The sequence below is a fragment of the Paenibacillus sp. GCM10023250 genome (genome assembly GCF_042653205.1).
GTDB lineage: Bacteria > Bacillota > Bacilli > Paenibacillales > Paenibacillaceae > Paenibacillus_Z.
In genome coordinates, this window is sequence record NZ_JBHSHY010000029.1 from 1 (window position 1) to 23,212 (window position 23,212).

A 23,212-nucleotide genomic window follows, 5' to 3' on the forward strand; every position below is an offset into this window, starting at 1 on the left:
TCGAGGTGGAAGCGCGGCAACGCGTGGAGCTGACGAATACTAATCGGTCGAGGGCTTATCCAATCTACATCGCATCAGCTAAGCAAGACCTTCGCAAGGGTTCGTATCCAGTTTTCAGGGTGGCAAGCTCTGAGCAAGACCCGCGTTTCCGAATAAGGAAGACGCCCGTTTGGTGGCGATGGCGGAGGGGAACCACGCGTAACCATCCCGAACACGACCGTTAAGCCCTCCAGCGCCGATGGTACTTGGACCGCAGGGTCCTGGGAGAGTAGGACGTTGCCAAGCACGATGAACCGATTGCAGCATGCAGTCGGTTTTTTGTTGTTTAACTATCTTTGCGCTGCGGGTAATCATATTGTGGTTGTAAGCAATAAATGCTCGGAATGTTGTGGATATGCCGCCTCTCCGCGTATAAATGGGTTGGATCCGCCCAAAGCTAGTAAGGTCAGGGCCGTCATTCGATGGCCGGAACCCGCTTGACCTTTTGGGAAATTTGCGTATAATGAAATTAAGGTCAAAGAAAGTCAAAGTCAATTTAACTAAATACTTGGATAATTATGATTTCTTGACCGAAGGGCTTTTGGGCAATTTAGGGAGGTTGGCGAAATGCGCAACATTTCCGATCTCATCGAGCAGTACCTGAAGCATATGCTAAAGGAAAGCCCCGGCGGCGCGGTTGAACTGCAGCGTAATGATTTGGCGGACCGCTTCTCTTGCGTGCCGTCCCAGATCAATTACGTTCTCAGCACCCGCTTTACGCTGGAGAAAGGCTATTTCGTCGAAAGCAAGCGTGGAGGCGGCGGTTATATCCGCATCCAACGCGTAGAGCTGCCTACGCTGTCCGCCCTCCAGGAACATCTCGCGCAAACGATAGGCGAGCAAGTGGACCAGGATACGGCGGAAGGGGTTATTTATCAGCTGGAGGAGGGCAAGCATATTACCCGCAGGGAAGCGAACTTGCTTCGGGCGGCAATGTCTCGCGATTCCTTGGCCGTGAAGCTCCCCCTGCGCGACGAAATCCGGGCCAGGCTGCTTAGGGCAATGCTGGTCACGCTGCTCATGAAGTAGGCTGCGCAGCCTTGCAAGAGGAGGGAAAGTGCGGGATGCTTTGTCAGGAATGCGAGAAGAAGCCGGCTACGCTTCATTTTACGAAAATCGTTAACGGGGAGAAGACGGAATTCCATATCTGCGAATCATGCGCGCGTGAACGGGGCGAAGGAATTCCCGGCACGGCCAACGGATTCTCCATCCACAGCTTGTTGTCCGGCTTGCTCGACTTCGAGCAGAGCGGCGGCGGCGTGAATAACTTCAGCGCCAAGCAGGCGCAACAGCTCCGCTGCGACAACTGCGGATTGACGTATACGCAATTCAGTAAAATGGGCCGGTTCGGCTGCAGCAATTGCTACACTCAATTCGGCGGCAAACTGGACCCGATCTTGAAAAGGGTGCATGGCAACACGACGCATGTCGGCAAAATTCCGAAGCGGGCAGGCGTCAAAATCCAGGTGAAGCGCGAGATCGAGGAGCTCCGGCGCGATTTGCAGACGCGGATCGAGCAGGAGGATTTCGAAAACGCGGCGAAGGTCCGGGACCGGATTCGCGAGCTGGAACGCAATTCGGCCGACGAAGAGGAAAGGCACGGGTAGGAAGGTGATTCGAAGTGTCGAAGCGGTCTTATGTCGATGAAGCGCTGAGCGATTGGATGAAGGGCAACGGTCCCGATTCGGACGTCGTCATTAGCAGCCGGATTCGCATCGCCCGCAACTTGTCGGGACATCCGTTTCCGATGCTGGCTACAAAGCAGCAGGCGATGGATGTGATGGAGAAGCTGACCGCCGTGGCGAAGAACGGGAAGCTTCGGGAAATCGGCGATTTCGAGACGATCGAGCTTTCGCAGCTCAGCGAGCTGGAACGAAGGGTACTCGTCGAGAAGCATTTGATCAGCCCGAACTTGGCCAACGAGTCGCGCAGCGGCGCGGTGATGCTCAGCGAGAACGAAGCCGTCAGCATCATGGTGAACGAAGAGGATCATTTGCGGATCCAGTGTTTGTACCCGGGGTTTCAAGTGAAGGAAGCCTGGGGATTGGCCAGCCGCATTGATGATATTTTTGAAGAGGCCACCGATTACGCGTTCGACGAACGCAGGGGGTACTTAACGAGCTGTCCGACCAACGTCGGAACGGGCATCCGCTCCTCGGTGATGATGCATTTGCCGGGGCTGGTGCTGACGCAGCAAATCAACCGCATCCTGTCGGCGATCACGCAAGTGGGGTTGGCGGTCCGGGGGATTTACGGCGAGGGCAGCGAAGCGACGGGCAACCTGTTTCAAATCTCGAACCAGATTACGCTCGGCCAGTCCGAGGGGGAAATCATCGAGAACTTGCACAACGTCGTTCGCCAAATCATCGAGCACGAACGGGCGGCGCGGCAGCGGCTGCTGCAGGAATCGCGGGTCCGGCTCGAGGATCGCGTTAGACGCTCTTACGGTATCCTTTCCCATGCGATGGTCATGGATTCCAAGGAGGCGTCGCAGCGTTTGTCGGACGTTCGTCTCGGGATTGATCTCGGACTGATTCCGGACGTTACGCCGCAAGCGATGAACGAAATGATGGTATTAACGCAGCCAGGATTTCTGCAGCAGGTGTTTCATGAAAAAATGTCGCCTGAACTGCGGGACGTCCGGCGTGCGGAACTTATACGCAAGCAGTTGAAGTCTTGTCTATCCGATCATGGGGGTGTGTGAACATGATGTTTGGAAGATTTACCGAACGCGCGCAGAAGGTGCTCGCATTAGCGCAGGAAGAAGCGGTTCGTCTCGGCCATAACAATATCGGGACGGAGCATATTTTGCTCGGCTTGAACCGGGAAGGCGAAGGCATCGCCGCCAAAGCGCTGATCGGGCTTGGATTGAGCCTCGAGAAAATTCAGGACGAAGTCGAAACGCTGATCGGCCGCGGCCAGGAGCAACCTACCAATATCGCGTACACGCCGCGCGCGAAGAAGGTCATCGAGCTATCGATGGACGAAGCGCGGAAGCTGGGTCACACTTACGTCGGGACGGAGCATATTTTGCTCGGCCTGATTCGCGAAGGCGAGGGCGTCGCCGCCCGCGTCCTCAATAACCTCGGCATCAGCCTGAACAAGGCGCGCCAGCAAGTGCTGCAGCTGCTCGGCAGCAGCGAAGCGGTGTCCAGCAACCACGGGGCGCCATCCAATGTCAGCACGCCGACGCTGGATGGACTCGCGCGCGACTTGACGGCATACGCCAAAGACGGCAATCTGGATCCGGTTATCGGCCGGAGCAAAGAAATCGAGCGCGTCATTCAGGTGCTCAGCCGCAGAACGAAAAACAATCCGGTCCTGATCGGGGAGCCCGGCGTCGGTAAAACGGCCATCGCCGAAGGCCTCGCCCAGAAGATCATCGCCGGCGAAATTCCCGAGACGCTCCGCGATAAGCGCGTCATGACGCTCGACATGGGCTCTGTCGTCGCCGGCACGAAGTATCGCGGCGAATTCGAGGACCGTTTGAAAAAAATCATGGACGAAATTCGTCAAGCCGGAAACATCGTACTCTTCATCGACGAGCTGCATACGCTGATCGGCGCAGGCGGCGCGGAAGGCGCGATCGACGCCTCTAACATCCTGAAACCGGCACTCGCACGCGGCGAGCTGCAGTGCATCGGGGCAACCACGTTGGACGAATACCGGAAGTACATCGAGAAGGATGCGGCTTTGGAACGCCGTTTCCAGCCGATCACGGTCGACCAGCCGTCGCCGGAAGAAGCGGTCCAAATCCTGCATGGCCTTCGCGACCGCTATGAAGCGCATCACCGGGTCAAAATCACGGACGAAGCCATCGAGCAAGCCGTGAAATTGTCGGACCGTTATATTACGGACCGTTTCCTCCCGGACAAAGCGATCGATTTGATCGACGAGGCGAGTTCCAAAGTAAGATTGAAATCGTACACGGTACCGCCGAATCTCAAACAGCTGGAGAACCGTCTGGAGGACATCCGCAAGGAGAAGGACTCCGCCGTGCAAAGCCAAGAGTTCGAGAAAGCGGCCGCGCTTCGCGATACGGAACAGAAGATCCGCGAGGAGCTCGACGTGACGAAGAACCAGTGGAAAGAAAAGCAGGGCCGCACGGATTCCGAGGTGACGCCGGAGGACATCGCGCAAGTCGTGGCGAGCTGGACCGGCATCCCGGTATCGAAGCTGGCCGAAGAAGAGACGCAGCGTCTGCTGAAGATGGAAGACATTCTGCATGACCGCGTCATCGGACAAAGCGAAGCGGTTAAAGCGGTAGCCCGTGCTATCCGCAGAGCCCGCGCCGGCTTGAAGGATCCGAAGCGCCCGATGGGCTCGTTCATCTTCCTCGGCCCGACCGGCGTCGGTAAAACCGAGCTGGCCCGCGCGCTCGCGGAAGCGATGTTCGGCGACGAGAACGCGGTCATCCGTATCGACATGTCGGAGTACATGGAGAAGCACTCCACGTCGCGGCTGGTCGGGGCGCCTCCGGGCTACGTGGGCTACGAAGAGGGCGGCCAGTTAACGGAGAAAGTCCGCCGCAAGCCGTATTCGGTCGTGCTGCTCGACGAAATCGAGAAAGCCCATCCGGAAGTGTTCAACATCCTGCTGCAAGTATTGGAAGACGGCCGCCTGACGGATTCGAAGGGCCGTGTCGTCGACTTCCGCAACACGCTGATCATCATGACGTCGAACGTCGGCGCGGATCAAATCAAGCGCAATTCCTCGCTCGGCTTCACGGCCGCCCAGGATGCGGGCCGCGATTTCAACGTCATGAAGGAGAAGGTGCTGGCGGAGCTGAAGAAAAGCTTCCGTCCGGAGTTCCTGAACCGGATCGACGAAACGATCGTTTTCCACTCGCTGGAGCAGGAGCATATCGCGCAAATCGTGACGCTTATGTCCGACGAGCTGCGCAAACGGCTGCGCGAACAAGAAGTCGACTTCACGCTCACGGATGCCGCGAAGGCGTTTCTGGCGAAAGAAGGCTTCGATCCGCAGTACGGTGCGCGTCCGCTGCGCAGGGCGATCCAAAAGCATATCGAGGACCGGTTGTCCGAGGACCTGCTGCTCGGCAAGATCGCCAAGGGCCATACGCTCATCATCGACGAGAAAGATGGCGGACTGACGGTCACGCATACCGACAGCGCGCCTGCGACGGAAGAACCGGCAACGAAATAAACATTTGGCGCATCCCCCTTGTTTCCCGCCGCCGCGGGAAACAAGGGGGATTTTTTAGCGTAATTTTAGGTTTAATCGCACCGTTAGAAATGGTAAACTTTTAATGTTACGTCTTTTGCATAAGGAGCCGCTCATGGCAAAACTTAAAACCAAGTTCGCATGCACCGAATGCGGCAACGAATCGCCCAAATGGATGGGCAAATGCCCCGGCTGCGGGCAGTGGAATACGATGGTGGAAGAGAAGGAAACGGTGGTCAAGACGCAAGGAATGGGCTCGCCGCTCATTCAGACGAAAGAAAAGCCGCGACCTATCATACATATAGAAAGTGGTCAAGAAAAGAGGATCGAGACCTCCAATCTGGAGCTCAACCGCGTTCTCGGAGGCGGCGTCGTACCGGGCTCGCTCATTCTCGTGGGCGGAGATCCGGGGATCGGAAAATCGACGCTGCTGCTGCAAACGTCGCACGCGCTGGCTTCCAAAAAGCTGACGGTGCTGTACATCTCCGGCGAGGAGTCCGTTCGCCAGACGCGGCTTCGTGCCGACCGCCTCGGCGCGCTGTCGGATACGCTGTACGTGCTCTGCGAAACGAACATGGAACAGATCAACGATGCGATCGAGTCGGTGAACCCCGATTTTCTCGTCATCGACTCTATTCAGACCGTGTACGATCCGCAGGTGCAGTCCGCGCCGGGCAGCGTCTCCCAGGTGAGGGAGTGCACCGCGCATTTCATGCGGGTGGCGAAGATTAAAGGCATCGCGACCGTGCTCGTTGGCCACGTTACGAAGGAAGGCGCCATCGCTGGACCGCGGATGCTCGAGCACATGGTGGATTGCGTGCTCTATTTCGAGGGGGAGCGGCATCATACATACCGGCTGCTCCGGGCGGTGAAGAACCGGTTCGGCTCCACCAACGAGATCGGCATCTTCGAAATGGTCGAGGACGGGCTGCGGGAGGTCAACAATCCGTCCGAGCTGTTCCTGTCCGAGCGGCCGATGGGCGTGTCGGGCTCGACCGTCGTGGCGAGCATGGAAGGGACGCGGCCGGTTCTCGTCGAAATGCAGGCGCTCGTGGCGACGACGAATTTCCCCTCGCCGCGACGAATGGCGACAGGCATTGACCACAACCGCATGACCTTGATCGTCGCGGTACTGGAGAAGCGGATGGGCATGTTCCTCCAGACGCAAGACGCGTATTTGAACGTTGCCGGCGGCATCCGGCTGGACGAACCGGCAGTGGACCTGGCCGCGGCGGTCAGCATTGCGTCGAGCTTCCGGGACGCGCCGACGAGGCCGTTCGACGTGTTTTTCGGCGAAATCGGGCTGACGGGCGAAGTGCGCGCGGTGTCGCGCGCGGAGCAGCGGGTGAAGGAAGCGCAGAAGCTCGGCTTCAAGCGCGTCATTATGCCGAAGAAAAGCTTGAAGGGGTGGACTCCGCCCAAAGGAATCGAAATCATCGGCGTCGAGACGGTCGCAGAAGCGCTGTCCGCGGCATTCGGATAAAGGGGGGAAACGATGTGAAAGAGACGAACCAAGCGGAAATGGTGAATCAGCTGCTGCAGATGGTCGCGCCCGGCATGCCGTTCCGCGAAGGACTCGACAACGTCCTGCGGGCGAAGACGGGGGCGCTCATCGTGGTCGGCTACAGTCCGGAGGTGATGGAAGTGGTCGACGGCGGATTTTCCATCAACTGCGACTTCTCCCCGAACTATCTGTACGAATTGGCCAAGATGGACGGCGCCATCATTCTGAGCGAGGATCGCAAGCGAATCTTGTACGCCAACACGCAGCTCATTCCGGACAGCTCGATTTCATCCAGCGAGACGGGGATTCGGCACCGGACGGCGGAGCGCGTAGCCAAGCAGACGGGCAAGCTGGTCGTGTCCATCTCGCAGCGGCGGAACGTCATTACGCTGTACCAGGGCCAGTTCCGGTACTCGTTGAAGGAAATGGGCGTCATCCTGACGAAAGCCAATCAGGCGATTCAGACGCTCGAGAAATATAAAGCGGTGCTCGGCCAATCCTTCACGAACCTGTCTGCGCTGGAGTTCGAGGAAATGGTCACCCTGCAGGAAGTGGCGCACGTCATCAAGCGGGTCGAAATGGTTATCCGCGTCAAAATGGAGATTAAGCGCTACGTGAACGAGCTCGGCACGGAAGGCCGGCTCATCAGCATGCAGATGGATGAGCTGGTCGGCGGCGTGGAGGAGGAAGCGTGGTTCCTGCTCAAGGATTACGCCAAGGACCCCAACGAAGACCGCGTGAAGGACATTCGCACGAATATCCGCAAGCTCTCGTCGGAAGAGCTCCTTGACCTGCCGCAAATTCTGAAAACCTTGGGCTACGGCGGCATCAACGCATCTGCCGAGGAAATGGTCGCGCCCCGCGGATACCGGCTGCTCAGCCGCATCCCGCGCCTGCCGGCGGGCATCATCAACAACCTGGTCGAGAAGTTCGGCACGCTGCCGCACGTGCTCATGGCCACGATCGAAGAATTGGACGCCGTGGACGGGATCGGAGAAGTACGGGCGCGGGCGATCAAGGAAGGTTTGAAGCGGATTCAAGAGCAGATGTTCATTGACAGACAAATTTAAATCCCATACAATGGGGGAATGCAACGAGAAGCTGGGTACAACTTACAATTCACGCCTTGCCGATGATGAAGCTTCGATTTCGAAGCTTTTTTCACAAGTTTGCCCTTCATTACTGCGACGGTCGGTTTTGGGGCATAGTAAAGATGAGGTGGAGCAAATGATCACGAAGTCGATACCGAGTCTTTTTACGGTGGCGAATTTGTTTTTGGGCATCATTGCCGTTATATTGGTTTTTCCGGATAACGCCAAGCCCGAGTTGGCCGCGATGATGGTCATCATCGCCATGCTGATGGACGGCGTCGACGGGCGGGTTGCGCGCGCGCTGAACGCGCAAAGTGAATTTGGCAAAGAATTGGATTCTCTCTCGGACGTCATCTCCTTCGGGGTGGCACCGGCTTTCATTATGTATAGCGTAGCCTTTCAAGAACTGAATCCGGCCCCGGCCTGGATCATCACGGCGCTGTTCCCGATTTGCGGGGCGCTCCGGCTGGCCCGGTTTAACGTCGTTTCCGGCATGCCGGGCTACTTCATTGGGCTGCCGATTCCGGCCGCCGGCGGCGTACTGGCCACCTTGGCCTTGTTCCACAAAGACATCGCCTTGTCCGTCCTGATGGCGAGCACGCTCGTGCTCTCGTTCCTGATGGTCAGCACGATCCGTTATCCGAACTTCAAGAAGCTGGGCATTCCGAAGCACGCGATCTGGGTCGTGCCTATCATCGTCGCAATCGCGGTCGGCTTGGGCATCCTGTTTCCGCACCACTTGTCCAAAATCATTTTCGTGCCGCTCGTGCTCTACGCGCTGTACGGCCTAAAAAAAAACGTTGATCGCCGTCTCCCGAATAAAAAACGGAAGCGCCGGCTCGAGAATCAGCTTCAAGAAGAATCGGCCGTCAACGGAGAACATAGCGCATAATCCGTGTGAACACAAGAAGACCGCCTGATTTCTCCTTCGGGAGAAGCCGGGCGGTCTTTGTCGTTTGCGGCCAGGACCGCGAACGGTCCGGCCGGCGGATGAGGCCGCGGTTTACGTGAGATTAAACAGGCCTAGCGTGCTGCACTTGTCGGACTCCCGTTCGATGACGTCGTCGAGCTTGATGTCGAGCAGATTGGCCATGGCCGACATATAGAAGAGGTTGCGGCCCAGTTCGTTCTGGATCGCTTCTTTGCAATGTTCGCAGAGCTCGCCGGAGATATGATGGTGCAGCTTTCTCTTGGCCTTCTCCAGGTTAAAGTCGTCTTCGTACGGCTGCTTGCGGGCGTTGAGCTCGATGCACCCGCACTCGGTAACGGCTTTGGCGACGGCGCGATTCACGGAAGCGCCGGATTGACCGTATTTGGACAGAACGTCCAGCAAGCTTCGATGACGCAGCAGCAGTTCGGATACTTGCTGCTGGAATTGCTCCAACGTTGGTGCGTTCATCGTATCCACCTCATTTCAGGAATGGGTTGCTTTGGTACCATTATAAGCCTCCCGGGGGATCATTTCAAAACGGATTTCCGCGTTTTGTCCCATCCGGAAGGCAAGTTAATAATTTCTAATGCATTCGCCGCCTCCGCGCGATTAACGTGACAGAAATTGGAACATAATTGGTAGTGGAGGTGGATTTATATGATGAAACGCATGATTCAAGGAATCGGGCTATGGTTTGGCGGCGTCATGGGGGCGCAGCTATTCGGCTCCGCAAACGGCGGTCTAAGCTGGGCGGCGCCCGCGAACGGCATTATGCAGCATTCGGGAAGCTATTACATGAGCGTAGGCATCGGCGCTGCCTGCGGCCTCGCGCTCGCGACGATAATGGCGGGACCGCTGACCAAATGGATCGAGCAAGGCGCGGACAAGGCGTCCGCCATGCCGACGGGCGAGCTGTTCTCGGGCGGCGCGGGGCTGCTCGGCGGCCTGGCGCTCGCGGCGCTGCTGTACCCGGCGCTGTCGGGGCTCGAGGGCACATGGCTGCTCATTCCGGTGACGCTGACGGCCTTCCTCGGCTATGCCGGGATGCGGATCGGCCTGAACAAGCGCGAAGAGCTGGCGCAGACCATCGCGGCGTTCGCGGAGCGTGCCGCGAAGCCGGCGCGAGCAGAAGAAGAGAGCACGTACGAGGAGCATAAGATTCTCGATACGAGCGTCATCATCGACGGCCGGATCGCGGATATTTGCAAGACAGGCTTTATCGAAGGCACGCTGGTCATTCCGGAGTTCGTGCTGGAGGAGCTGCAGCACATCGCCGATTCGTCGGACCTGCTCAAGCGCAACCGCGGACGCCGCGGGCTCGACATCTTGAATAAGATTCAGAAAGAGCTGGACGTCAAGGTTCTCATCTACGAGGGCGACATGGAAGACGGCGAAGTGGACAGCAAGCTCGTGAAGCTGGCCAAGGCGCTGCATGGCAAAGTCGTCACGAACGATTTCAACCTGAACAAGGTGTGCGAGCTGCAGGGCGTCTCCGTGCTGAACATCAACGATCTCGCCAATGCCGTGAAGCCGGTCGTGCTGCCCGGTGAGGAGATCGTCGTGCAGGTCATCAAGGATGGCAAGGAACACGGCCAAGGCGTCGCCTACCTGGACGACGGCACGATGATCGTCGTCGAGGGCGGCCGGGATTATATCGGTACGACGATGGAAGTACTGGTCACGAGCGTGCTGCAGACGTCCGCGGGCCGAATGATTTTCGCGAAGCCGAAGCTGTTGGAAAAAGCGCTGTAACGCGGTATGATAGTACACGGATGATGTCCGGGCGAGGCGCCTTGCTTGCGGTTCCCCGCGGACATCGAAGTTTACGGCGAGGCGGTAGAGGCATGGCGGAAGCAAAGGCAACATGGGGCGTCGTCGTCGTGGCGGCGGGCCGCGGCACCCGGATGGGGACAGCCGAGAGCAAGCAGTATTTGCTGCTGCGGGACAAGCCCATCCTGGTCCATACGCTGGAGACGTTCCAGGCGATGGACGAGATCGCGGAAATCGCGCTGGTCGTCGGCCGGCCGGATATCGAGCGCTGCGAAGCGCTCGTCGCCAAGCACGGCTTGCATAAAGTCGCTTCCATCTTGGAGGGCGGCGGCGAGCGCCAGCATTCCGTGGGGCGGGGGCTGGCGGCGCTGGGCGGCGAGGTCGATTGGGTGATGGTGCACGACGGCGTCCGGCCATTCGTCTCGCGGGAGGCCGTGCGCCGGTGCATGGCGAAGGCGTTGGCGACGGAGGCCGCGGTGCTGGCCGTACCCGTGAAAGATACGATCAAGCAAGTGAACGAAGACGGCGTCATTACCGCGACACCCGAACGGCGAAGCTTGTGGGCGATTCAAACGCCGCAGGCTTTTCGCCGTTCTTTGCTGGAACGGGGGCTGCGCAGGGCCGGGGAGGACGGGTTCGTCGGCACCGACGACGCGGCGGCGGTCGAGCGGCTCGGCGTACCGGTGGCGGTCGCCGAAGGGGATTACACGAACATCAAAATCACGACGCCGGACGATTTGCCGTACGCGGAATTTCTGCTGGCAAGCCGTGCGCGGGAGAGAGGGACGGACGAATGATTCGAGTGGGACAAGGGTTCGACGTGCATCAGTTGGTAGAGGGGCGCCCGTGCATCATCGGGGGCGTGACGATTCCGTACGAACGGGGGCTGCTCGGCCATTCCGACGCCGACGTGCTGCTGCACGCCATCAGCGATGCGGTGCTGGGGGCACTCGGACTTGGCGACATCGGCAAGCATTTTCCGGACACGGATCCGGCGTTCAAGGACGCGGACAGCCTGCAGCTGCTGCGGCACGTCTGGGGACTCGCGAAGGAGCGGGGCTACAAGCTCGGCAACGTCGACGCGACGATTATCGCGCAGAAGCCGAAGATGGCGCCGTACATCCCGCAAATGGCCGACGTCATCGCGGGCGCGCTCGAAGCGGAGGAGGGCGGACAGGTCAACGTCAAAGCGACGACGACGGAGCAGCTCGGATTCACGGGCCGGGGCGAAGGAATCGCCGCGCAGGCGGTTGTCTGCCTCGCGAAAGTTGTGCTATGATTCAGCAATACAAAGCGTTGACGGGAGGAATCGAGCGGTCATGAGCGATCAAATCAGGGTGCGCTATGCGCCGTCGCCGACGGGGCATCTGCATATCGGGAATGCCCGAACGGCCTTATTCAATTATTTATTCGCCCGCAATCTCGGCGGGAAATTCATTATCCGGATCGAAGACACCGACGTGAAGCGGAACATCGCGGGCGGCGAGGAGAGCCAGCTGACGTATTTGAAATGGCTCGGCATCACCTGGGACGAGAGCGTCGATATCGGCGGCGGCTACGGACCGTACCGCCAGACGGAGCGGCTCGATATCTACGAGCAGTACTGGCAGGACCTGATCGACCGCGGTCTCGCCTACAAATGCTACTGCACCGAAGAAGAGCTGGAGCAGGAGCGGGAAGAGCAGACGGCGCGCGGCGAGATGCCGCGTTATTCCGGCAAGCACCGCAATTTGACGCCGGAGCAGCAGGCGGCCTATGAGGCGGAAGGACGGGTCCCGAGCATTCGTTTCCGCGTGCCCGAAGGCAAGACCTATACGTTCAATGACATGGTCAAAGGCGAGATCAGCTTCGAGTCGGACGGCATCGGCGACTTCGTCATCGTGAAGAAGGACGGCATTCCGACCTACAATTTCGCCGTGGCGCTGGATGATCACCTGATGGCCATCAGTCACGTGCTGCGCGGGGAGGACCATATCTCCAACACGCCGCGCCAGCTAATGATCTACGAAGCGTTCGGCTGGGAGCCTCCGGCGTTCGCTCACATGACGCTGATCGTCAGCGAGAGCCGCAAGAAGCTGAGCAAACGCGACGAGTCGATCATTCAGTTTATCGAGCAGTACGACAAGCTCGGCTATTTGCCGGAGGCGCTGTTCAATTTCATCGCGCTGCTCGGGTGGTCGCCGGAAGGCGAGCAGGAGATTTTCACGCAGGACGAACTCATCGCGGCGTTCACGGCGAACCGGCTGAGCAAGAGCCCGGCGTTGTTCGACACGAACAAGCTGGCGTGGATGAATAACGAATACATGAAGAAGACGGAACTGTCCCGCGTCGTGGAGCTGTGCCTGCCCCACTTGGCAGCCGCTGGCCGCGTCACCGGCATGCTGACCGAGAGCCAGCGCGCGTGGGTGAACGATCTGGTCGCGCTGTATCAGGATAAGCTGCGCTCCGCTTCCGAGATCGTGCCGCTCACGGAGCTGTTCTTCCTGCCGGAGCCGGCGGACGAAGCGGACGCGGCGGCCGTGCTGGCCGAAGATCAGGTGCCGGCCGTGCTCGGCGCGTTCCTGGAGCAGGTCAAGGCGCTGGGCGAGTTCACGGTCGACGGCGTGAAGACCGCGATCAAAGCCGTGCAGACATCGACCGGCTTCAAGGGCAAGCAGCTGTTCATGCCCATCCGCGCGGCGCTGACGGGCCAAACCCATGGTCCCGACCTGAATGCGACCATCGTGCTGCTCGGCCAGACGAAGGTGGAGGCGCGGCTCGCGGCCCGTCTGGGCTGAAGCCGGCGCGGCCGAAGCGCCCGCAGGGCGCACGGCCACTTGTCAGTTGAGGGATGGTGGGCTATACTTGAAGTACTTATTCGCAGCTCGAACCCAACACCCTTTAGATGCATAAGGCAAGGAACAGGATCGTCTACTTCAATCGAAAATTCCAGAGATGGCGACCTTTCGCACGGAGCCGCGCACGCTAGGCGCTTCACGCGATCGGCTGGAAGTCGCCGATTTTCGGAAATAGACGTTGCGCCTGGGAGCCGCGTCTTCGAACTGCCGCCGGCAGGGTGGAAGACGACGCCGTCGTCCCCGTTACGGACGAACCGAGATCGCGCAGCCTGGTCGTACCTTGGCGGCGCGAAGCAGAGTGGAACCGCGTAGGAGTACGCCTCTGCAGCCCGTTTAGGGCTGCGGGGGCGTTTTTGTTTACCGTTACCGGCTAGGAGAGCTTGTCATCCAGGAGAGGTAGAGAGGGGGGCCTGACCATGCTGCGCTCGATGAAATCCGATATTCAGGCGGTGCTGGAGAACGATCCCGCCGCGAGGAACATATTCGAGGTCGTCTTCACGTATTCGGGGCTGCACGCCATCTGGGCGCATAGGATCGCGCACGCCTTTTTCAAACGCAAGTGGTTTACGATTGCGCGGATTATTTCCCAAACGAGCCGGTTCTTCACCGGCATCGAGATCCACCCCGGCGCGCGGATCGGCGAGCGGCTGTTCATCGACCACGGCATGGGCGTCGTCATCGGGGAGACGTGCGAAATCGGCGACAACGTCATCATCTATCAGGGCGTCACGCTCGGCGGAACGGGGAAAGAAAAAGGCAAGCGCCACCCGACGATCGGCAATAACGTGGTCATCGCGTCCGGCGCGAAGGTGCTAGGCTCTTTCAAGGTTGGGGACAATGTGAATATCGGCGCGAATTCCGTCGTGCTCCGGGAGGTGCCGGAGAGCAGCACGGTTGTCGGCATCCCGGGACGGATCGTCAAGCGCAACGGCGCCCGCGTAGGCGACCGGCTCGACCATGCCCAGCTGCCGGATCCCGTGATCGAGATGCTGCGCGCGATGCAGAAGGAAGTGGCGGAGCTGCGGTTGGAGCTGGAGCGCGAGCGGCGCGACAAGCAGGAACGGATCGAACGGTTGGAAGCGGAGCTGCGCGAACGGCCGGAAAAACATAAACATGCAGTAGCTGGAGGAGAAACGAGATCATGACGTTGCGGATATATAATACGATGACGCGCGAGAAGGAAGACTTCAAGACGCTGACCCCGGGTAAAGTGAATATGTACGTCTGCGGACCGACGGTCTACGATTACATCCATATCGGGAACGCGCGGCCGGCGATCTTTTTCGACGTCGTGCGCCGGTACCTGGAATCGATCGGCTACGACGTGCATTACGTCGTCAACTTCACCGACGTCGACGACAAGCTGATCCGCAAGGCGGAGCAGCTCGGCACGACGGTACCGGAGGTGGCCGAGCGGTTCATCGCCGCCTTCAAGGAAAACATCGAGGGCCTCGGCATCCGCAAGGCGTCGTTCAACCCGCGGGTTACCGAGAACATTCCGGAGATCATCACGTTCATCTCCGAGCTCGTCGCCGAAGGGCACGCGTACGAGAACGGCGGCGACGTGTTCTACCGTACGAGCACCTTCCCGGACTACGGCAAGCTGTCGCATCAGAATCTGGAGGAGCTGCAGCTCGGCATCCGGATCGGCGTCGACGAGCGCAAGGAGAACGGGCAGGATTTCGTCCTCTGGAAAGCGGCGAAGCCCGGCGAGATCAACTGGGAGAGCCCGTGGGGACCGGGGCGGCCGGGCTGGCATATCGAGTGCTCGGCGATGGCGCGCAAATATTTGGGCGACACGCTCGATATTCACGGCGGCGGCCATGATCTGCAGTTCCCGCACCACGAGTGCGAGATCGCGCAGTCGGAAGTGCTGACGGGCAAGCCGCTCGCCAACTACTGGATGCATAACGGCTTCATCAACATCAACAACGAGAAAATGTCCAAATCGCTCGGCAACGGCATTACGGTGCAGGAACTCCTCAGCCGGTTCAAGCCGGCGGTCATCCGGTACTTCATGCTCTCCGGCCATTACCGGAGCCCGCTGAATTTCAATGACGAGACGATGGAGCAGGCGCAGAACAGCATCGAGCGCATCGCCAACGCCGTCTCGAATCTGAAGCACCGGCTGCGGACGGCGGTGAGCCCGGCGGGCGAAGAGCTGACGGCGCTCAAGGCGCGCATCTCGGAGATCAAGGCGCAGTTCAATGCCAAGATGGACGACGATTTCAATACGCCGGACGCGATTACCGCGCTGTTCGACCTCGTCAGCGAAGCGAACCAGCTGCTGCAGCGGCCGGTCGTGTCGCCGGAGTCGGTGCGGCTGCTGCTCGATGCGTTCGATGCGTTCGACCGCGTGCTTGGCTTGCTCGGCGCCGACGAGGAGCTGCTGGACGCGGAGATCGACGCGCTGATCGTGGAGCGCACGGAGGCGCGCGCCGCGAAGAACTGGAAGCGGGCCGACGAGATCCGCGACCTGCTCGCGGCGCAGGGCATCGTCCTGGAAGACACGCCGCAGGGCATCCGCTGGAAGCGCAAATGACCGGCGGGCCATCGGAAGAGCTGCATCTCTGGTTCCATGAGCCGATGAAGCCGATCGACCTGATGAACCCGATCGTCCTTGCGTATATCGGCGATGCGGTCTACGAAGTGCTGGTGCGGCAGTATTTGATCTCGCTGCCCAACCATCGGCCGCATCATCTGCACCGGCAGGCGACGCAGTTCGTGTCGGCGAAGGCGCAGTTTCATATCTTGGAGAAATGGCGGCCGCATTTGACGGAAGCGGAGGCGGACATCGTGCGGCGGGGACGCAACGCGAAGTCCGGCACGATGCCGAAGAACGCGGATCCCGCTCACTATAAACAGGCGACGGCATTGGAATGCCTCGTCGGCTATCTCTATTACGGCAAGCAGGTCGGACGTCTGCGCGAGCTGATGGCGATCGCTTTCGGCGACGCGGCAGACGGCGGCACAACGAAGGAGAATCAAGATGCGCGAGCATGAAGAACAACCGCAGGAATGGATCGCGGGCAGGCATCCCGTCATGGAGGCGCTGCGCTCCGGGCGGGAAATCAATAAAATCTGGGTCACCGAGCAGGCGCAGAAGAGCGCCCAGCCGCTCATGCTGGAGGCGAAGAAGGCGGGGCTGATCGTCCAGATCGTCGACAAGCGCAAGCTGGACCAGCTGGTCGAGGGCGCGAACCATCAAGGAATCGTGGCCCAAGCGGCGGCCTATAGGTATTTCGAAGTGGAGGAGCTGATCGCGCGGGCGAAAGAGAGTGGCGAACTGCCGTTCTTCCTGCTGCTCGACGAGATCGAAGATCCGCATAACCTCGGTTCGATCCTGCGAACGGCGGAATGCACAGGCGTGCACGGCGTCGTCATTCCGAAGCGGCGGTCCGCGTCGCTGACGGCGACGGTCGCCAAGACGTCGGCCGGCGCGGTGGAGTACGTGCCGGTCGCGCGGGTCACGAACATGGCGCAGACGATCGACAAGCTGAAGGAAGCGGGCGTATGGGTCGCGGGCGCGGACGTCGGCGCGGAGCGGGACGTGTTCGCGTCGGGCATGAAATTCGACATGCCGCTCGCCGTCGTCATCGGCAACGAGGCCAAGGGCATTGGCCGGCTCATCCGCGAGAAATGCGATTTCCTGATCAAGCTCCCGATGCACGGGCAGTTGAACTCCCTGAACGCGTCCGTCGCGGCCGGCGTGCTGATGTACGAAGTTCTGCGGCAGCGGCTCGCTCTCGGCAAGTAACCGTGAAGCGGCGCGACGACGTCCTGCTCGTGGACGGCTATAACATGATCGGGGCATGGCCGGAGCTGGCCGCCCTGCGGGACAAGGAGCTGGAGGACGCGCGCGACCGGCTGCTCGAGATGCTGGCGGACTACCAAGGCTTTACGGGCATGACGGTTATCGTCGTGTTCGATGCGCATCAGGTGCCGGGCGTCGGTTCGACGTTCAAGCAACACCGGCTGACGGTCGTGTACACCAAGGAGAAGGAAACCGCGGACGCCTGCATCGAGCGGCTGGCCTCGAACCTGGCCATGCGAAGCCGCAACATCCACGTGGCGACGTCGGATCTGGTGGAGCAGCACGTCGCGTTCGGCAAAGGCGCACTGCGCATCTCCGCCCGCGAACTGCTGATCGAAATCAAGCAGAACCGCAAGGCGATCGAGCAGCGGGTCGTTGATCAGCGGAATAAGGTCCGAAACGAGCTTGACGGCAACTTGAGCATGGACGTGCGCATGAAACTCGAGAAGCTTCGCAGGGGAAAAAGCTAATGTTAACTATGTGTGAAATTCAGGTTATCATAAGTGACGCGAGAACCTGATTTTTAGGCGCGAAATCCCAATTTTGCTAGATAATTAGCAGGATCCGGACATGATCGTCATTGACGGTTCAAGGTTACGTAATGTATACTGAGTCTATGTTTCTGAACGGAGATTGCTGCTAGAATCGGTTTCGCCGGTTTTGGCGAACACGATTTGCGATTGCGCGCTGCGGGCCGGTTAATCATTGCGCTGCTGAAGTTACGGGGCTTTCATGCCTTTCGAGCCGGAGGGATTGTTCGTGAGCATCGACCTCAGAGAATGGAAAACGCTGGACTATGACTGCAAAACGGACGAAGACGTTGTCGATATGGTTCGCGACGGCGACGGCGAAGCACTGGAGTATTTGATTAATCGGTATAAGAACTTTGTCCGGGCCAAAGCGCGTTCCTATTTTCTCATCGGGGCCGATCGCGAAGACATCGTCCAAGAAGGCATGATCGGGTTGTATAAAGCGATCCGGGACTTCAAAGGCGACAAACTGGCATCGTTCAAAGCCTTTGCCGAACTGTGCATCACGCGGCAGATCATCACGGCCATCAAGACGGCCACGCGGCAGAAGCATATTCCGCTGAATTCGTACGTTTCGCTGGACAAGCCCATCTACGACGAAGATTCTGACCGCACGCTGCTCGACGTTATTTGCGGTACGCGGGTGTCGGACCCGGAAGAGCTGATCATTAACCAAGAAGAGTTCGTCGGCCTGGAAGACAAGATGTCCGAGATCCTGAGCGATCTCGAACGCAAGGTGCTGATGCTCTATTTGGACGGGAAGTCGTATCAGGAAATCGCCGTCGACTTGGATCGCCACGTGAAGTCCATCGACAACGCGCTTCAGCGCGTGAAGCGAAAGCTCGAGCGGTATCTGGAAGTCCGGAATATCGGGATTTAACGCGTCAGCCAAGAGCCGATCAAGGCTCTTTTTTTATTTAGCGGGAAGGTTTTTGGGGTTTGAAACCATCATCCGGCGTCGATACTGGATAAGACGAAGAAGGAAAATTTTTCGTTTCTTTGCGCTGCTGCCTCATGCCGAAATGGACGTTTACTCAGCCGATAGAGGGGGCCGCGGAATGCGAGCCGCACGGAATCCGACAGTTTGCGAGGTTTGCCTCGCGCGCTGACGATTGTCTTGTGGGACGGAATCTGCCATCGCTGCCAGTACAAGGCACGGCTGTTTCGCCTTGACACTCCCTAGTGCTTGTGATAAAGTGTTTTGGTAGCCCTAAATAGGTCTTTTTTTATTATGGGTCAATCAGGCTAGTTTCACATACACAGCGCGTAAAACCTTTATCTATGTTTAGTTTGGGAGGTGTCGACAATGCGGGTAATTATTACGTTGGCTTGCACGAATTGCAAACAAAGAAACTATGCTTCCAGCAAGAACAAACGGAATCACCCTGACCGTATCGAGATGAAGAAGTTTTGCAAGTATTGTAACGAGCATACTCCTCATCGCGAAACCCGATAGGTCACTTTGGAGGTGTGAACGTGGCATTTTTAGCTAAGCTGAAGCAGAGCTTCGGATCGACGTTTTCCTTCTTCACCGACAGCTTCGCTGAATTGAAGAAAGTCCGTTGGCCAAGCCGCAAAGAATTGACAAGCTATTCCCTCGTCGTGTTTTTCACGATTATAGCAATGACAATTTACTTCTGGGTGCTTGACATCGGGATTTCCGCATTGGTCGAACTGATTGTTTAAGAAGGGGCCAAGGGTGGCTTGTTATGGAAATGATGGAAAAAAGATGGTACGTTGTACACACCTACTCGGGTTATGAGAACAAAGTGAAAGCGAACCTCGAGAAGCGCGTTGAATCGATGGGCATGGAGGACAAGATCTTCCGCGTGCTCGTTCCGATGGAGGAAGAAGTGGTAGACAAGGACGGTAAGAAAAAGACCGTCATGCGTAAAGTTTACCCTGGCTATGTCCTCGTCGAAATGATTCAGACCGATGATTCTTGGTATGTCGTTCGCAACACTCCAGGCGTAACCGGATTCGTCGGTTCAACGGGCTCAGGTTCAAAACCAACTCCGCTTTTGCCTGATGAAGTGGATCAAATTTTGAAACATATGGGCATGGAAGAGCCGAAACCGAAAATCGAATTCGATTTGAAGGAAACGGTGCGTGTCAAAGTCGGGCCATTCGCCAATTTTGTCGGTACGGTGGAAGAAATTCTCCTCGACAAGAGCAAGCTGAAGGTTCATGTCAACATGTTCGGCAGGGAAACGCCGGTTGAGCTGGATTACGGCCAAGTGGAAAAGGTATAATAAACCTGGTTTCCGATGCTTAAGCATGTGATTACTACGGCAAGGAGGTGTTCACAATGGCAAAAAAGGTCATCAAGTTGGTTAAACTGCAAGTTCCAGCAGGCAAAGCGAATCCGGCTCCGCCGATCGGTCCGGCCCTGGGTCAAGCAGGCGTTAACATCATGGCGTTCTGTAAGGAGTTCAACGCTCGTACGGCCGATCAAGCGGGTCTCATCATTCCGGTTGTCATCACGGTATTCGAGGACCGTTCGTTCACGTTCGAAACGAAAACGCCGCCGGCAGCAGTTCTTCTTCGCGTCGCCGCTAAAATCGCTAAAGGTTCCGGCGAACCGAACAAGAAGAAAGTCGCTACGGTTAAGCGTTCCGTCGTTCGCGAAATCGCAGAACAAAAGATGCCTGACCTCAACGCGGCTTCGGTCGAAGCAGCTATGCGCATGGTTGAAGGTACGGCACGCAGCATGGGCGTCGTCGTCGAAGACTGATTGTCGATACGCGCGCATGTTTTAGACACGCTAGACTGCGTTGTCTGTCCGGCGGAACGTCTCGTTCAGCCGGGTGGGAGGGACTCCGGAGTGCCGGGGGATTTCCGTTATTACCACACAAGGAGGAGATTTACACATGGCTAAACACGGTAAGAAGTATCAAGAAGCCCTCAAAGTGATCGACGCCGAAGCTACGTACGAGTCGCTCGAAGCGATCGAGCTCGTGAAGAAAGCCGCTACTGCAAAGTTTGACGAAACCGTCGAAGTTGCTGTGCGTCTGGGCGTTGACCCTAAGAAGCAAGACCAAGCCGTCCGCGGCGTCGTGGTACTCCCGCATGGTACGGGTAAAACGAAACGCGTTCTCGTTTTCGCGAAAGGCGACAAAGCCAAAGAAGCGGAAGCAGCAGGCGCGGATTATGTCGGCGACGCTGACGTAATCGCGAAAATCCAACAAGGCTGGTTCGAGTTCGACGTTTGCGTCGCGACTCCGGACATGATGGCTGAAGTTGGTAAACTCGGTCGTATCCTCGGCGGTAAAGGCCTCATGCCTAACCCTAAAGCGGGTACCGTAACGTTCGACGTTACGAAAGCCGTCCAAGAAATCAAGGCCGGTAAGATTGAATACCGTCTTGATCGCGCAGGTCAAATCCATGCGCCGATCGGCAAAGTTTCGTTCGACTCCGAGAAGCTGAACGAAAACCTGAAGACGCTGATCGACGCGCTGAACCGTGCTAAGCCGGCTGCAGCAAAAGGGGTTTACCTGAAAGGCGTTTCCGTTTCTTCGACGATGGGACCTGGCGCTCGTCTGAACGCCGCTTCGTTCCGCTAAGCGATTTACGGAAATTTTAGAATCGAATATGCATACCGAAGACAGTAGGTGCCTTTCGGCTTAATTTCCTACCGAGGTGTTATGATAAACGTGTTTGTACGCCCACCCATCGGGTGTGCGGGTAACGGACCATCATGGCCTTCGCACTGTCTGCGGGGGCCTTTCTCATGCATCGCGGGGGAAGGAATCCGCTGCTACATCGGGATGTCGACAACATAACGGGAGGTGTACATTTTGGCAAACGCAAAAATCATTCAAGGTAAAGAGCAGGCCGTCGCGGAAATCACGGCGAAGCTTCGCGAGAGCTCCAGCACGGTCGTAGCCGATTACCGCGGTCTTAACGTTGCGCAAGTAACGGAACTGCGTAAACAACTGCGCGAGGCTAACGTCGAGTTCCAAGTTCTGAAAAACTCGCTCGTCCGCCGTGCGACCGCAAATGCGGAACTGACTGATCTGGATGCCGTTCTGGCCGGCCCTACGGCTGTCGCGTTCAGCAAAGACGACGCAGTTGCGCCAGCCAAAATCCTGGCTGACTTCGCTAAGAAGAACGACGCTCTGAAACTGAAAGGCGGCGTCGTGGACGGTCAAGTATTCAGCGCGGACCAAATCAAAGCGTTGGCGGATCTGCCGTCGCGCGAAGGTTTGCTCTCCATGCTCCTCAGCGTGCTCCAAGCGCCTATGCGCAACTTCGCCCTTGCGGTTAAAGCTGTCGCGGAGAAACAAGAAGCTTAATTACGGCTCCGGTCCGCCGGAGAGTCGGAATACCCAAATTAAAACAAATTATTGGAGGTTTATCTCATGAGCAAAGAGCAAATCTTGGAAGCCATTAAAGGCATGAACGTTCTTGAACTGAACGACCTGGTTAAAGCAATCGAAGAAGAATTCGGCGTAACGGCTGCGGCTCCTGTAGCATTCGCAGGCGGCGCGGCAGCTGCCGTTGTCGAAGAGCAATCCGAATTCGACGTCATCCTGAACAACGCTGGCGCTTCCAAAATCAACGTTATCAAAGTCGTTCGCGAAATCACGGGTCTCGGCCTGAAAGAAGCGAAAGACCTTGTTGACGGCGCTCCTAAACCGATCAAAGAAAAAGTATCCAAAGAAGATGCCGACGCTATCAAAGAAAAACTCGAAGCAGCTGGCGCTTCCGTAGAAGTGAAGTAATCACCGGCTTATCAGCGGCAGACCCCTTGAAGCAATCGCTTCAAGGGGTTTCCTTATGATAACGATCAAGCTAGCGGAACCAGGAGGAGTAGCATGCCGGATCATTACTATACGCAGTCGCCAAGCACCAAGCATGACCGTCAGCAGTTCGAAACCGTCCTGCGCGGCCATACGCTTCGTTTCGTAACGGATGCCGGCGTCTTTTCGAAGACGGGCGTCGATTTCGGCAGCCGCGTACTGATCGATGCGCTGGAGGTCGGCGACCGGGATCGGATACTGGATGTCGGATGCGGCTACGGACCTATGGGCATTGCCGCGGCCAAGCTGGCGCCGGCAGGCCACGTGACGATGATCGACATCAACGAGCGCGCGGTTGCGCTTGCGAATGAAAATATTAAGCTGAACGTCATTTCGAATGCGGCCGCCATGCAAAGCGATTTGTTCGAGCGCGTGCGGGAGCGGACGTTCGATACGATCCTTACCAATCCGCCGATTCGGGCGGGCAAAGAGGTCGTGCATCGGATTTTCGAAGAAGGTGCCGAATTGCTGAATCCGGGAGGCTCCATGTGGGTCGTCATTCAGAAGAAGCAGGGGGCGCCGTCCGCGGAAGCGAAGCTTGAAGCCGTATTCGGGAACGTGGAAGAGGTTACGAAAGAAAAAGGGTACCGCATCTATCGAGCGTGCAAAGAACAATAGGCACCTAGAATCATTTGTTGACTCGCTAGTGCTAATGTGGTATCATTATAAAATGTCAGCATTAAAATGGGCTCAATCTCTTTAGCGAACTA

General features: G+C 57.9%; 26 protein-coding genes, 1 rRNA gene and 1 other annotated feature. Of the genes, 26 read left to right on the top strand and 1 reads right to left on the bottom strand.

Going from position 1 to position 23,212, the window contains the following annotated elements; all coding sequences use genetic code 11:
* The first annotated feature begins 168 nt into the window (after window positions 1-168).
* From rrf to pssA, 8 genes are all read left to right on the top strand, one after another.
* Window positions 169-285, top strand: a 5S ribosomal RNA gene (gene rrf, locus ACFPB1_RS19550).
* 321 nt (window positions 286-606) lie between these two features.
* On the top strand, window positions 607-1,068 hold the full coding sequence (locus ACFPB1_RS19555; RefSeq protein WP_379227796.1) for a CtsR family transcriptional regulator: 462 nt from the start codon (window positions 607-609) through the stop codon (window positions 1,066-1,068).
* Window positions 1,069-1,103: 35 nt separating this feature from the next.
* A complete protein-coding gene (locus ACFPB1_RS19560) occupies window positions 1,104-1,646 on the top strand; it encodes a UvrB/UvrC motif-containing protein (protein WP_379227797.1) in 543 nt (180 codons plus the stop codon).
* A gap of 14 nt (window positions 1,647-1,660) precedes the next feature.
* Window positions 1,661-2,743 carry a protein arginine kinase gene (locus ACFPB1_RS19565; protein ID WP_379227798.1) on the top strand — a complete coding sequence of 361 codons (1,083 nt, stop codon included), beginning with the start codon at window positions 1,661-1,663 and terminating at the stop codon, window positions 2,741-2,743.
* A 2-nt stretch (window positions 2,744-2,745) separates the two neighbouring features.
* On the top strand, window positions 2,746-5,205 hold the full coding sequence (locus ACFPB1_RS19570) for an ATP-dependent Clp protease ATP-binding subunit (RefSeq protein ID WP_379227799.1): 2,460 nt from the start codon (window positions 2,746-2,748) through the stop codon (window positions 5,203-5,205).
* Between the two features lie 133 nt (window positions 5,206-5,338).
* A complete protein-coding gene (gene radA / locus ACFPB1_RS19575; protein WP_379227800.1) occupies window positions 5,339-6,706 on the top strand; it encodes a DNA repair protein RadA in 1,368 nt (455 codons plus the stop codon).
* Window positions 6,707-6,720: 14 nt separating this feature from the next.
* Window positions 6,721-7,797: a DNA integrity scanning diadenylate cyclase DisA gene (gene disA, locus ACFPB1_RS19580; protein ID WP_379227801.1), complete on the top strand. Its 1,077-nt coding sequence runs from the start codon at window positions 6,721-6,723 to the stop codon at window positions 7,795-7,797.
* A 157-nt stretch (window positions 7,798-7,954) separates the two neighbouring features.
* On the top strand, window positions 7,955-8,710 hold the full coding sequence (gene pssA / locus ACFPB1_RS19585; RefSeq protein ID WP_379227802.1) for a CDP-diacylglycerol--serine O-phosphatidyltransferase: 756 nt from the start codon (window positions 7,955-7,957) through the stop codon (window positions 8,708-8,710).
* Between the two features lie 111 nt (window positions 8,711-8,821).
* Here pssA and ACFPB1_RS19590 read toward each other — a convergent pair whose 3' ends face one another.
* Window positions 8,822-9,217 (bottom strand): DUF1573 domain-containing protein, encoded by a 396-nt coding sequence (locus ACFPB1_RS19590; protein WP_208850199.1) that lies wholly within the window; start codon window positions 9,215-9,217, stop codon window positions 8,822-8,824.
* Between the two features lie 189 nt (window positions 9,218-9,406).
* Here ACFPB1_RS19590 and ACFPB1_RS19595 point away from each other — a divergent pair, with 189 nt between their 5' ends.
* The 18 genes from ACFPB1_RS19595 to ACFPB1_RS19680 all read left to right on the top strand — a co-directional run bounded on the left by ACFPB1_RS19595 (window position 9,407) and on the right by ACFPB1_RS19680 (window position 23,120).
* Entirely contained in the window at window positions 9,407-10,501 is a 1,095-nt protein-coding gene (locus ACFPB1_RS19595; RefSeq protein WP_379227803.1) for a PIN/TRAM domain-containing protein, read from the top strand.
* Window positions 10,502-10,593: 92 nt separating this feature from the next.
* On the top strand, window positions 10,594-11,316 hold the full coding sequence (ispD, locus tag ACFPB1_RS19600; RefSeq protein WP_379227804.1) for a 2-C-methyl-D-erythritol 4-phosphate cytidylyltransferase: 723 nt from the start codon (window positions 10,594-10,596) through the stop codon (window positions 11,314-11,316).
* Complete coding sequence (gene ispF / locus ACFPB1_RS19605) at window positions 11,313-11,798, top strand: 2-C-methyl-D-erythritol 2,4-cyclodiphosphate synthase (RefSeq protein ID WP_379227805.1); 486 nt, start codon at window positions 11,313-11,315, stop codon at window positions 11,796-11,798. Before ispD ends, ispF begins: the two co-directional genes overlap by 4 nt.
* Window positions 11,799-11,838: 40 nt before the next feature.
* Window positions 11,839-13,296, top strand: coding sequence for a glutamate--tRNA ligase (gene gltX, locus ACFPB1_RS19610; RefSeq protein WP_379227806.1), 1,458 nt, complete (start codon window positions 11,839-11,841; stop codon window positions 13,294-13,296).
* Window positions 13,297-13,772: 476 nt separating this feature from the next.
* A complete protein-coding gene (cysE, locus tag ACFPB1_RS19615) occupies window positions 13,773-14,501 on the top strand; it encodes a serine O-acetyltransferase (protein ID WP_379227807.1) in 729 nt (242 codons plus the stop codon).
* Window positions 14,498-15,898 (top strand): cysteine--tRNA ligase, encoded by a 1,401-nt coding sequence (gene cysS / locus ACFPB1_RS19620; RefSeq protein WP_379227808.1) that lies wholly within the window; start codon window positions 14,498-14,500, stop codon window positions 15,896-15,898. Before cysE ends, cysS begins: the two co-directional genes overlap by 4 nt.
* On the top strand, window positions 15,895-16,359 hold the full coding sequence (locus tag ACFPB1_RS19625; RefSeq protein WP_379227809.1) for a Mini-ribonuclease 3: 465 nt from the start codon (window positions 15,895-15,897) through the stop codon (window positions 16,357-16,359). The genes cysS and ACFPB1_RS19625 overlap by 4 nt, the downstream gene beginning before the upstream one ends.
* Complete coding sequence (gene rlmB / locus ACFPB1_RS19630; protein WP_379227810.1) at window positions 16,346-17,113, top strand: 23S rRNA (guanosine(2251)-2'-O)-methyltransferase RlmB; 768 nt, start codon at window positions 16,346-16,348, stop codon at window positions 17,111-17,113. The genes ACFPB1_RS19625 and rlmB overlap by 14 nt, the downstream gene beginning before the upstream one ends.
* Before the next feature lie 2 nt (window positions 17,114-17,115).
* The gene (locus ACFPB1_RS19635; protein ID WP_379227811.1) at window positions 17,116-17,640 is read left to right on the top strand and encodes an NYN domain-containing protein; all 525 of its coding nucleotides are present in this window, start codon (window positions 17,116-17,118) and stop codon (window positions 17,638-17,640) included.
* A gap of 289 nt (window positions 17,641-17,929) precedes the next feature.
* Window positions 17,930-18,580, top strand: coding sequence for an RNA polymerase sporulation sigma factor SigH (sigH, locus tag ACFPB1_RS19640; RefSeq protein ID WP_379227812.1), 651 nt, complete (start codon window positions 17,930-17,932; stop codon window positions 18,578-18,580).
* Between the two features lie 426 nt (window positions 18,581-19,006).
* Window positions 19,007-19,156: a 50S ribosomal protein L33 gene (gene rpmG / locus ACFPB1_RS19645; RefSeq protein ID WP_090583192.1), complete on the top strand. Its 150-nt coding sequence runs from the start codon at window positions 19,007-19,009 to the stop codon at window positions 19,154-19,156.
* A gap of 20 nt (window positions 19,157-19,176) precedes the next feature.
* The gene (secE, locus tag ACFPB1_RS19650) at window positions 19,177-19,386 is read left to right on the top strand and encodes a preprotein translocase subunit SecE (RefSeq protein ID WP_161705055.1); all 210 of its coding nucleotides are present in this window, start codon (window positions 19,177-19,179) and stop codon (window positions 19,384-19,386) included.
* 32 nt (window positions 19,387-19,418) lie between these two features.
* The gene (gene nusG / locus ACFPB1_RS19655) at window positions 19,419-19,952 is read left to right on the top strand and encodes a transcription termination/antitermination protein NusG (RefSeq protein WP_090649179.1); all 534 of its coding nucleotides are present in this window, start codon (window positions 19,419-19,421) and stop codon (window positions 19,950-19,952) included.
* Between the two features lie 56 nt (window positions 19,953-20,008).
* Complete coding sequence (rplK, locus tag ACFPB1_RS19660; protein WP_090986357.1) at window positions 20,009-20,434, top strand: 50S ribosomal protein L11; 426 nt, start codon at window positions 20,009-20,011, stop codon at window positions 20,432-20,434.
* A 136-nt stretch (window positions 20,435-20,570) separates the two neighbouring features.
* Window positions 20,571-21,263, top strand: a complete 693-nt coding sequence (rplA, locus tag ACFPB1_RS19665) for a 50S ribosomal protein L1 (RefSeq protein WP_379227813.1) — start codon at window positions 20,571-20,573, stop codon at window positions 21,261-21,263.
* A gap of 17 nt (window positions 21,264-21,280) precedes the next feature.
* Window positions 21,281-21,439: a sequence feature (ribosomal protein L10 leader region), on the top strand.
* Window positions 21,440-21,497: 58 nt separating this feature from the next.
* Window positions 21,498-21,995 (top strand): 50S ribosomal protein L10, encoded by a 498-nt coding sequence (gene rplJ, locus ACFPB1_RS19670; protein WP_379227814.1) that lies wholly within the window; start codon window positions 21,498-21,500, stop codon window positions 21,993-21,995.
* Window positions 21,996-22,061: 66 nt separating this feature from the next.
* On the top strand, window positions 22,062-22,424 hold the full coding sequence (gene rplL, locus ACFPB1_RS19675) for a 50S ribosomal protein L7/L12 (RefSeq protein WP_379227815.1): 363 nt from the start codon (window positions 22,062-22,064) through the stop codon (window positions 22,422-22,424).
* Between the two features lie 93 nt (window positions 22,425-22,517).
* Window positions 22,518-23,120 carry a class I SAM-dependent methyltransferase gene (locus ACFPB1_RS19680; RefSeq protein ID WP_379227816.1) on the top strand — a complete coding sequence of 201 codons (603 nt, stop codon included), beginning with the start codon at window positions 22,518-22,520 and terminating at the stop codon, window positions 23,118-23,120.
* Window positions 23,121-23,212 lie beyond the last annotated feature (92 nt).

Bases quoted from the DNA above. Each gene is read 5' to 3' on its own strand.
- cysS (WP_379227808.1), top strand. From the start codon at position 14,498: ATGACGTTGCGGATATATAATACGATGACGCGCGAGAAGGAAGACTTC.
- ACFPB1_RS19625 (WP_379227809.1), top strand. From the start codon at position 15,895: ATGACCGGCGGGCCATCGGAAGAGCTGCATCTCTGGTTCCATGAGCCG.
- rplK (WP_090986357.1), top strand. From the start codon at position 20,009: ATGGCAAAAAAGGTCATCAAGTTGGTTAAACTGCAAGTTCCAGCAGGC.
- rlmB (WP_379227810.1), top strand. From the start codon at position 16,346: ATGCGCGAGCATGAAGAACAACCGCAGGAATGGATCGCGGGCAGGCAT.
- ispF (WP_379227805.1), top strand. From the start codon at position 11,313: ATGATTCGAGTGGGACAAGGGTTCGACGTGCATCAGTTGGTAGAGGGG.
- ACFPB1_RS19680 (WP_379227816.1), top strand. From the start codon at position 22,518: ATGCCGGATCATTACTATACGCAGTCGCCAAGCACCAAGCATGACCGT.
- ACFPB1_RS19595 (WP_379227803.1), top strand. From the start codon at position 9,407: ATGATGAAACGCATGATTCAAGGAATCGGGCTATGGTTTGGCGGCGTC.
- rplA (WP_379227813.1), top strand. From the start codon at position 20,571: ATGGCTAAACACGGTAAGAAGTATCAAGAAGCCCTCAAAGTGATCGAC.
- radA (WP_379227800.1), top strand. From the start codon at position 5,339: ATGGCAAAACTTAAAACCAAGTTCGCATGCACCGAATGCGGCAACGAA.
- rpmG (WP_090583192.1), top strand. From the start codon at position 19,007: ATGCGGGTAATTATTACGTTGGCTTGCACGAATTGCAAACAAAGAAAC.
- ACFPB1_RS19570 (WP_379227799.1), top strand. From the start codon at position 2,746: ATGATGTTTGGAAGATTTACCGAACGCGCGCAGAAGGTGCTCGCATTA.
- nusG (WP_090649179.1), top strand. From the start codon at position 19,419: ATGGAAAAAAGATGGTACGTTGTACACACCTACTCGGGTTATGAGAAC.
- ACFPB1_RS19555 (WP_379227796.1), top strand. From the start codon at position 607: ATGCGCAACATTTCCGATCTCATCGAGCAGTACCTGAAGCATATGCTA.
- ACFPB1_RS19560 (WP_379227797.1), top strand. From the start codon at position 1,104: ATGCTTTGTCAGGAATGCGAGAAGAAGCCGGCTACGCTTCATTTTACG.
- rplL (WP_379227815.1), top strand. From the start codon at position 22,062: ATGAGCAAAGAGCAAATCTTGGAAGCCATTAAAGGCATGAACGTTCTT.
- pssA (WP_379227802.1), top strand. From the start codon at position 7,955: ATGATCACGAAGTCGATACCGAGTCTTTTTACGGTGGCGAATTTGTTT.
- cysE (WP_379227807.1), top strand. From the start codon at position 13,773: ATGCTGCGCTCGATGAAATCCGATATTCAGGCGGTGCTGGAGAACGAT.
- gltX (WP_379227806.1), top strand. From the start codon at position 11,839: ATGAGCGATCAAATCAGGGTGCGCTATGCGCCGTCGCCGACGGGGCAT.
- ispD (WP_379227804.1), top strand. From the start codon at position 10,594: ATGGCGGAAGCAAAGGCAACATGGGGCGTCGTCGTCGTGGCGGCGGGC.
- ACFPB1_RS19590 (WP_208850199.1), bottom strand. From the start codon at position 9,217: ATGAACGCACCAACGTTGGAGCAATTCCAGCAGCAAGTATCCGAACTG.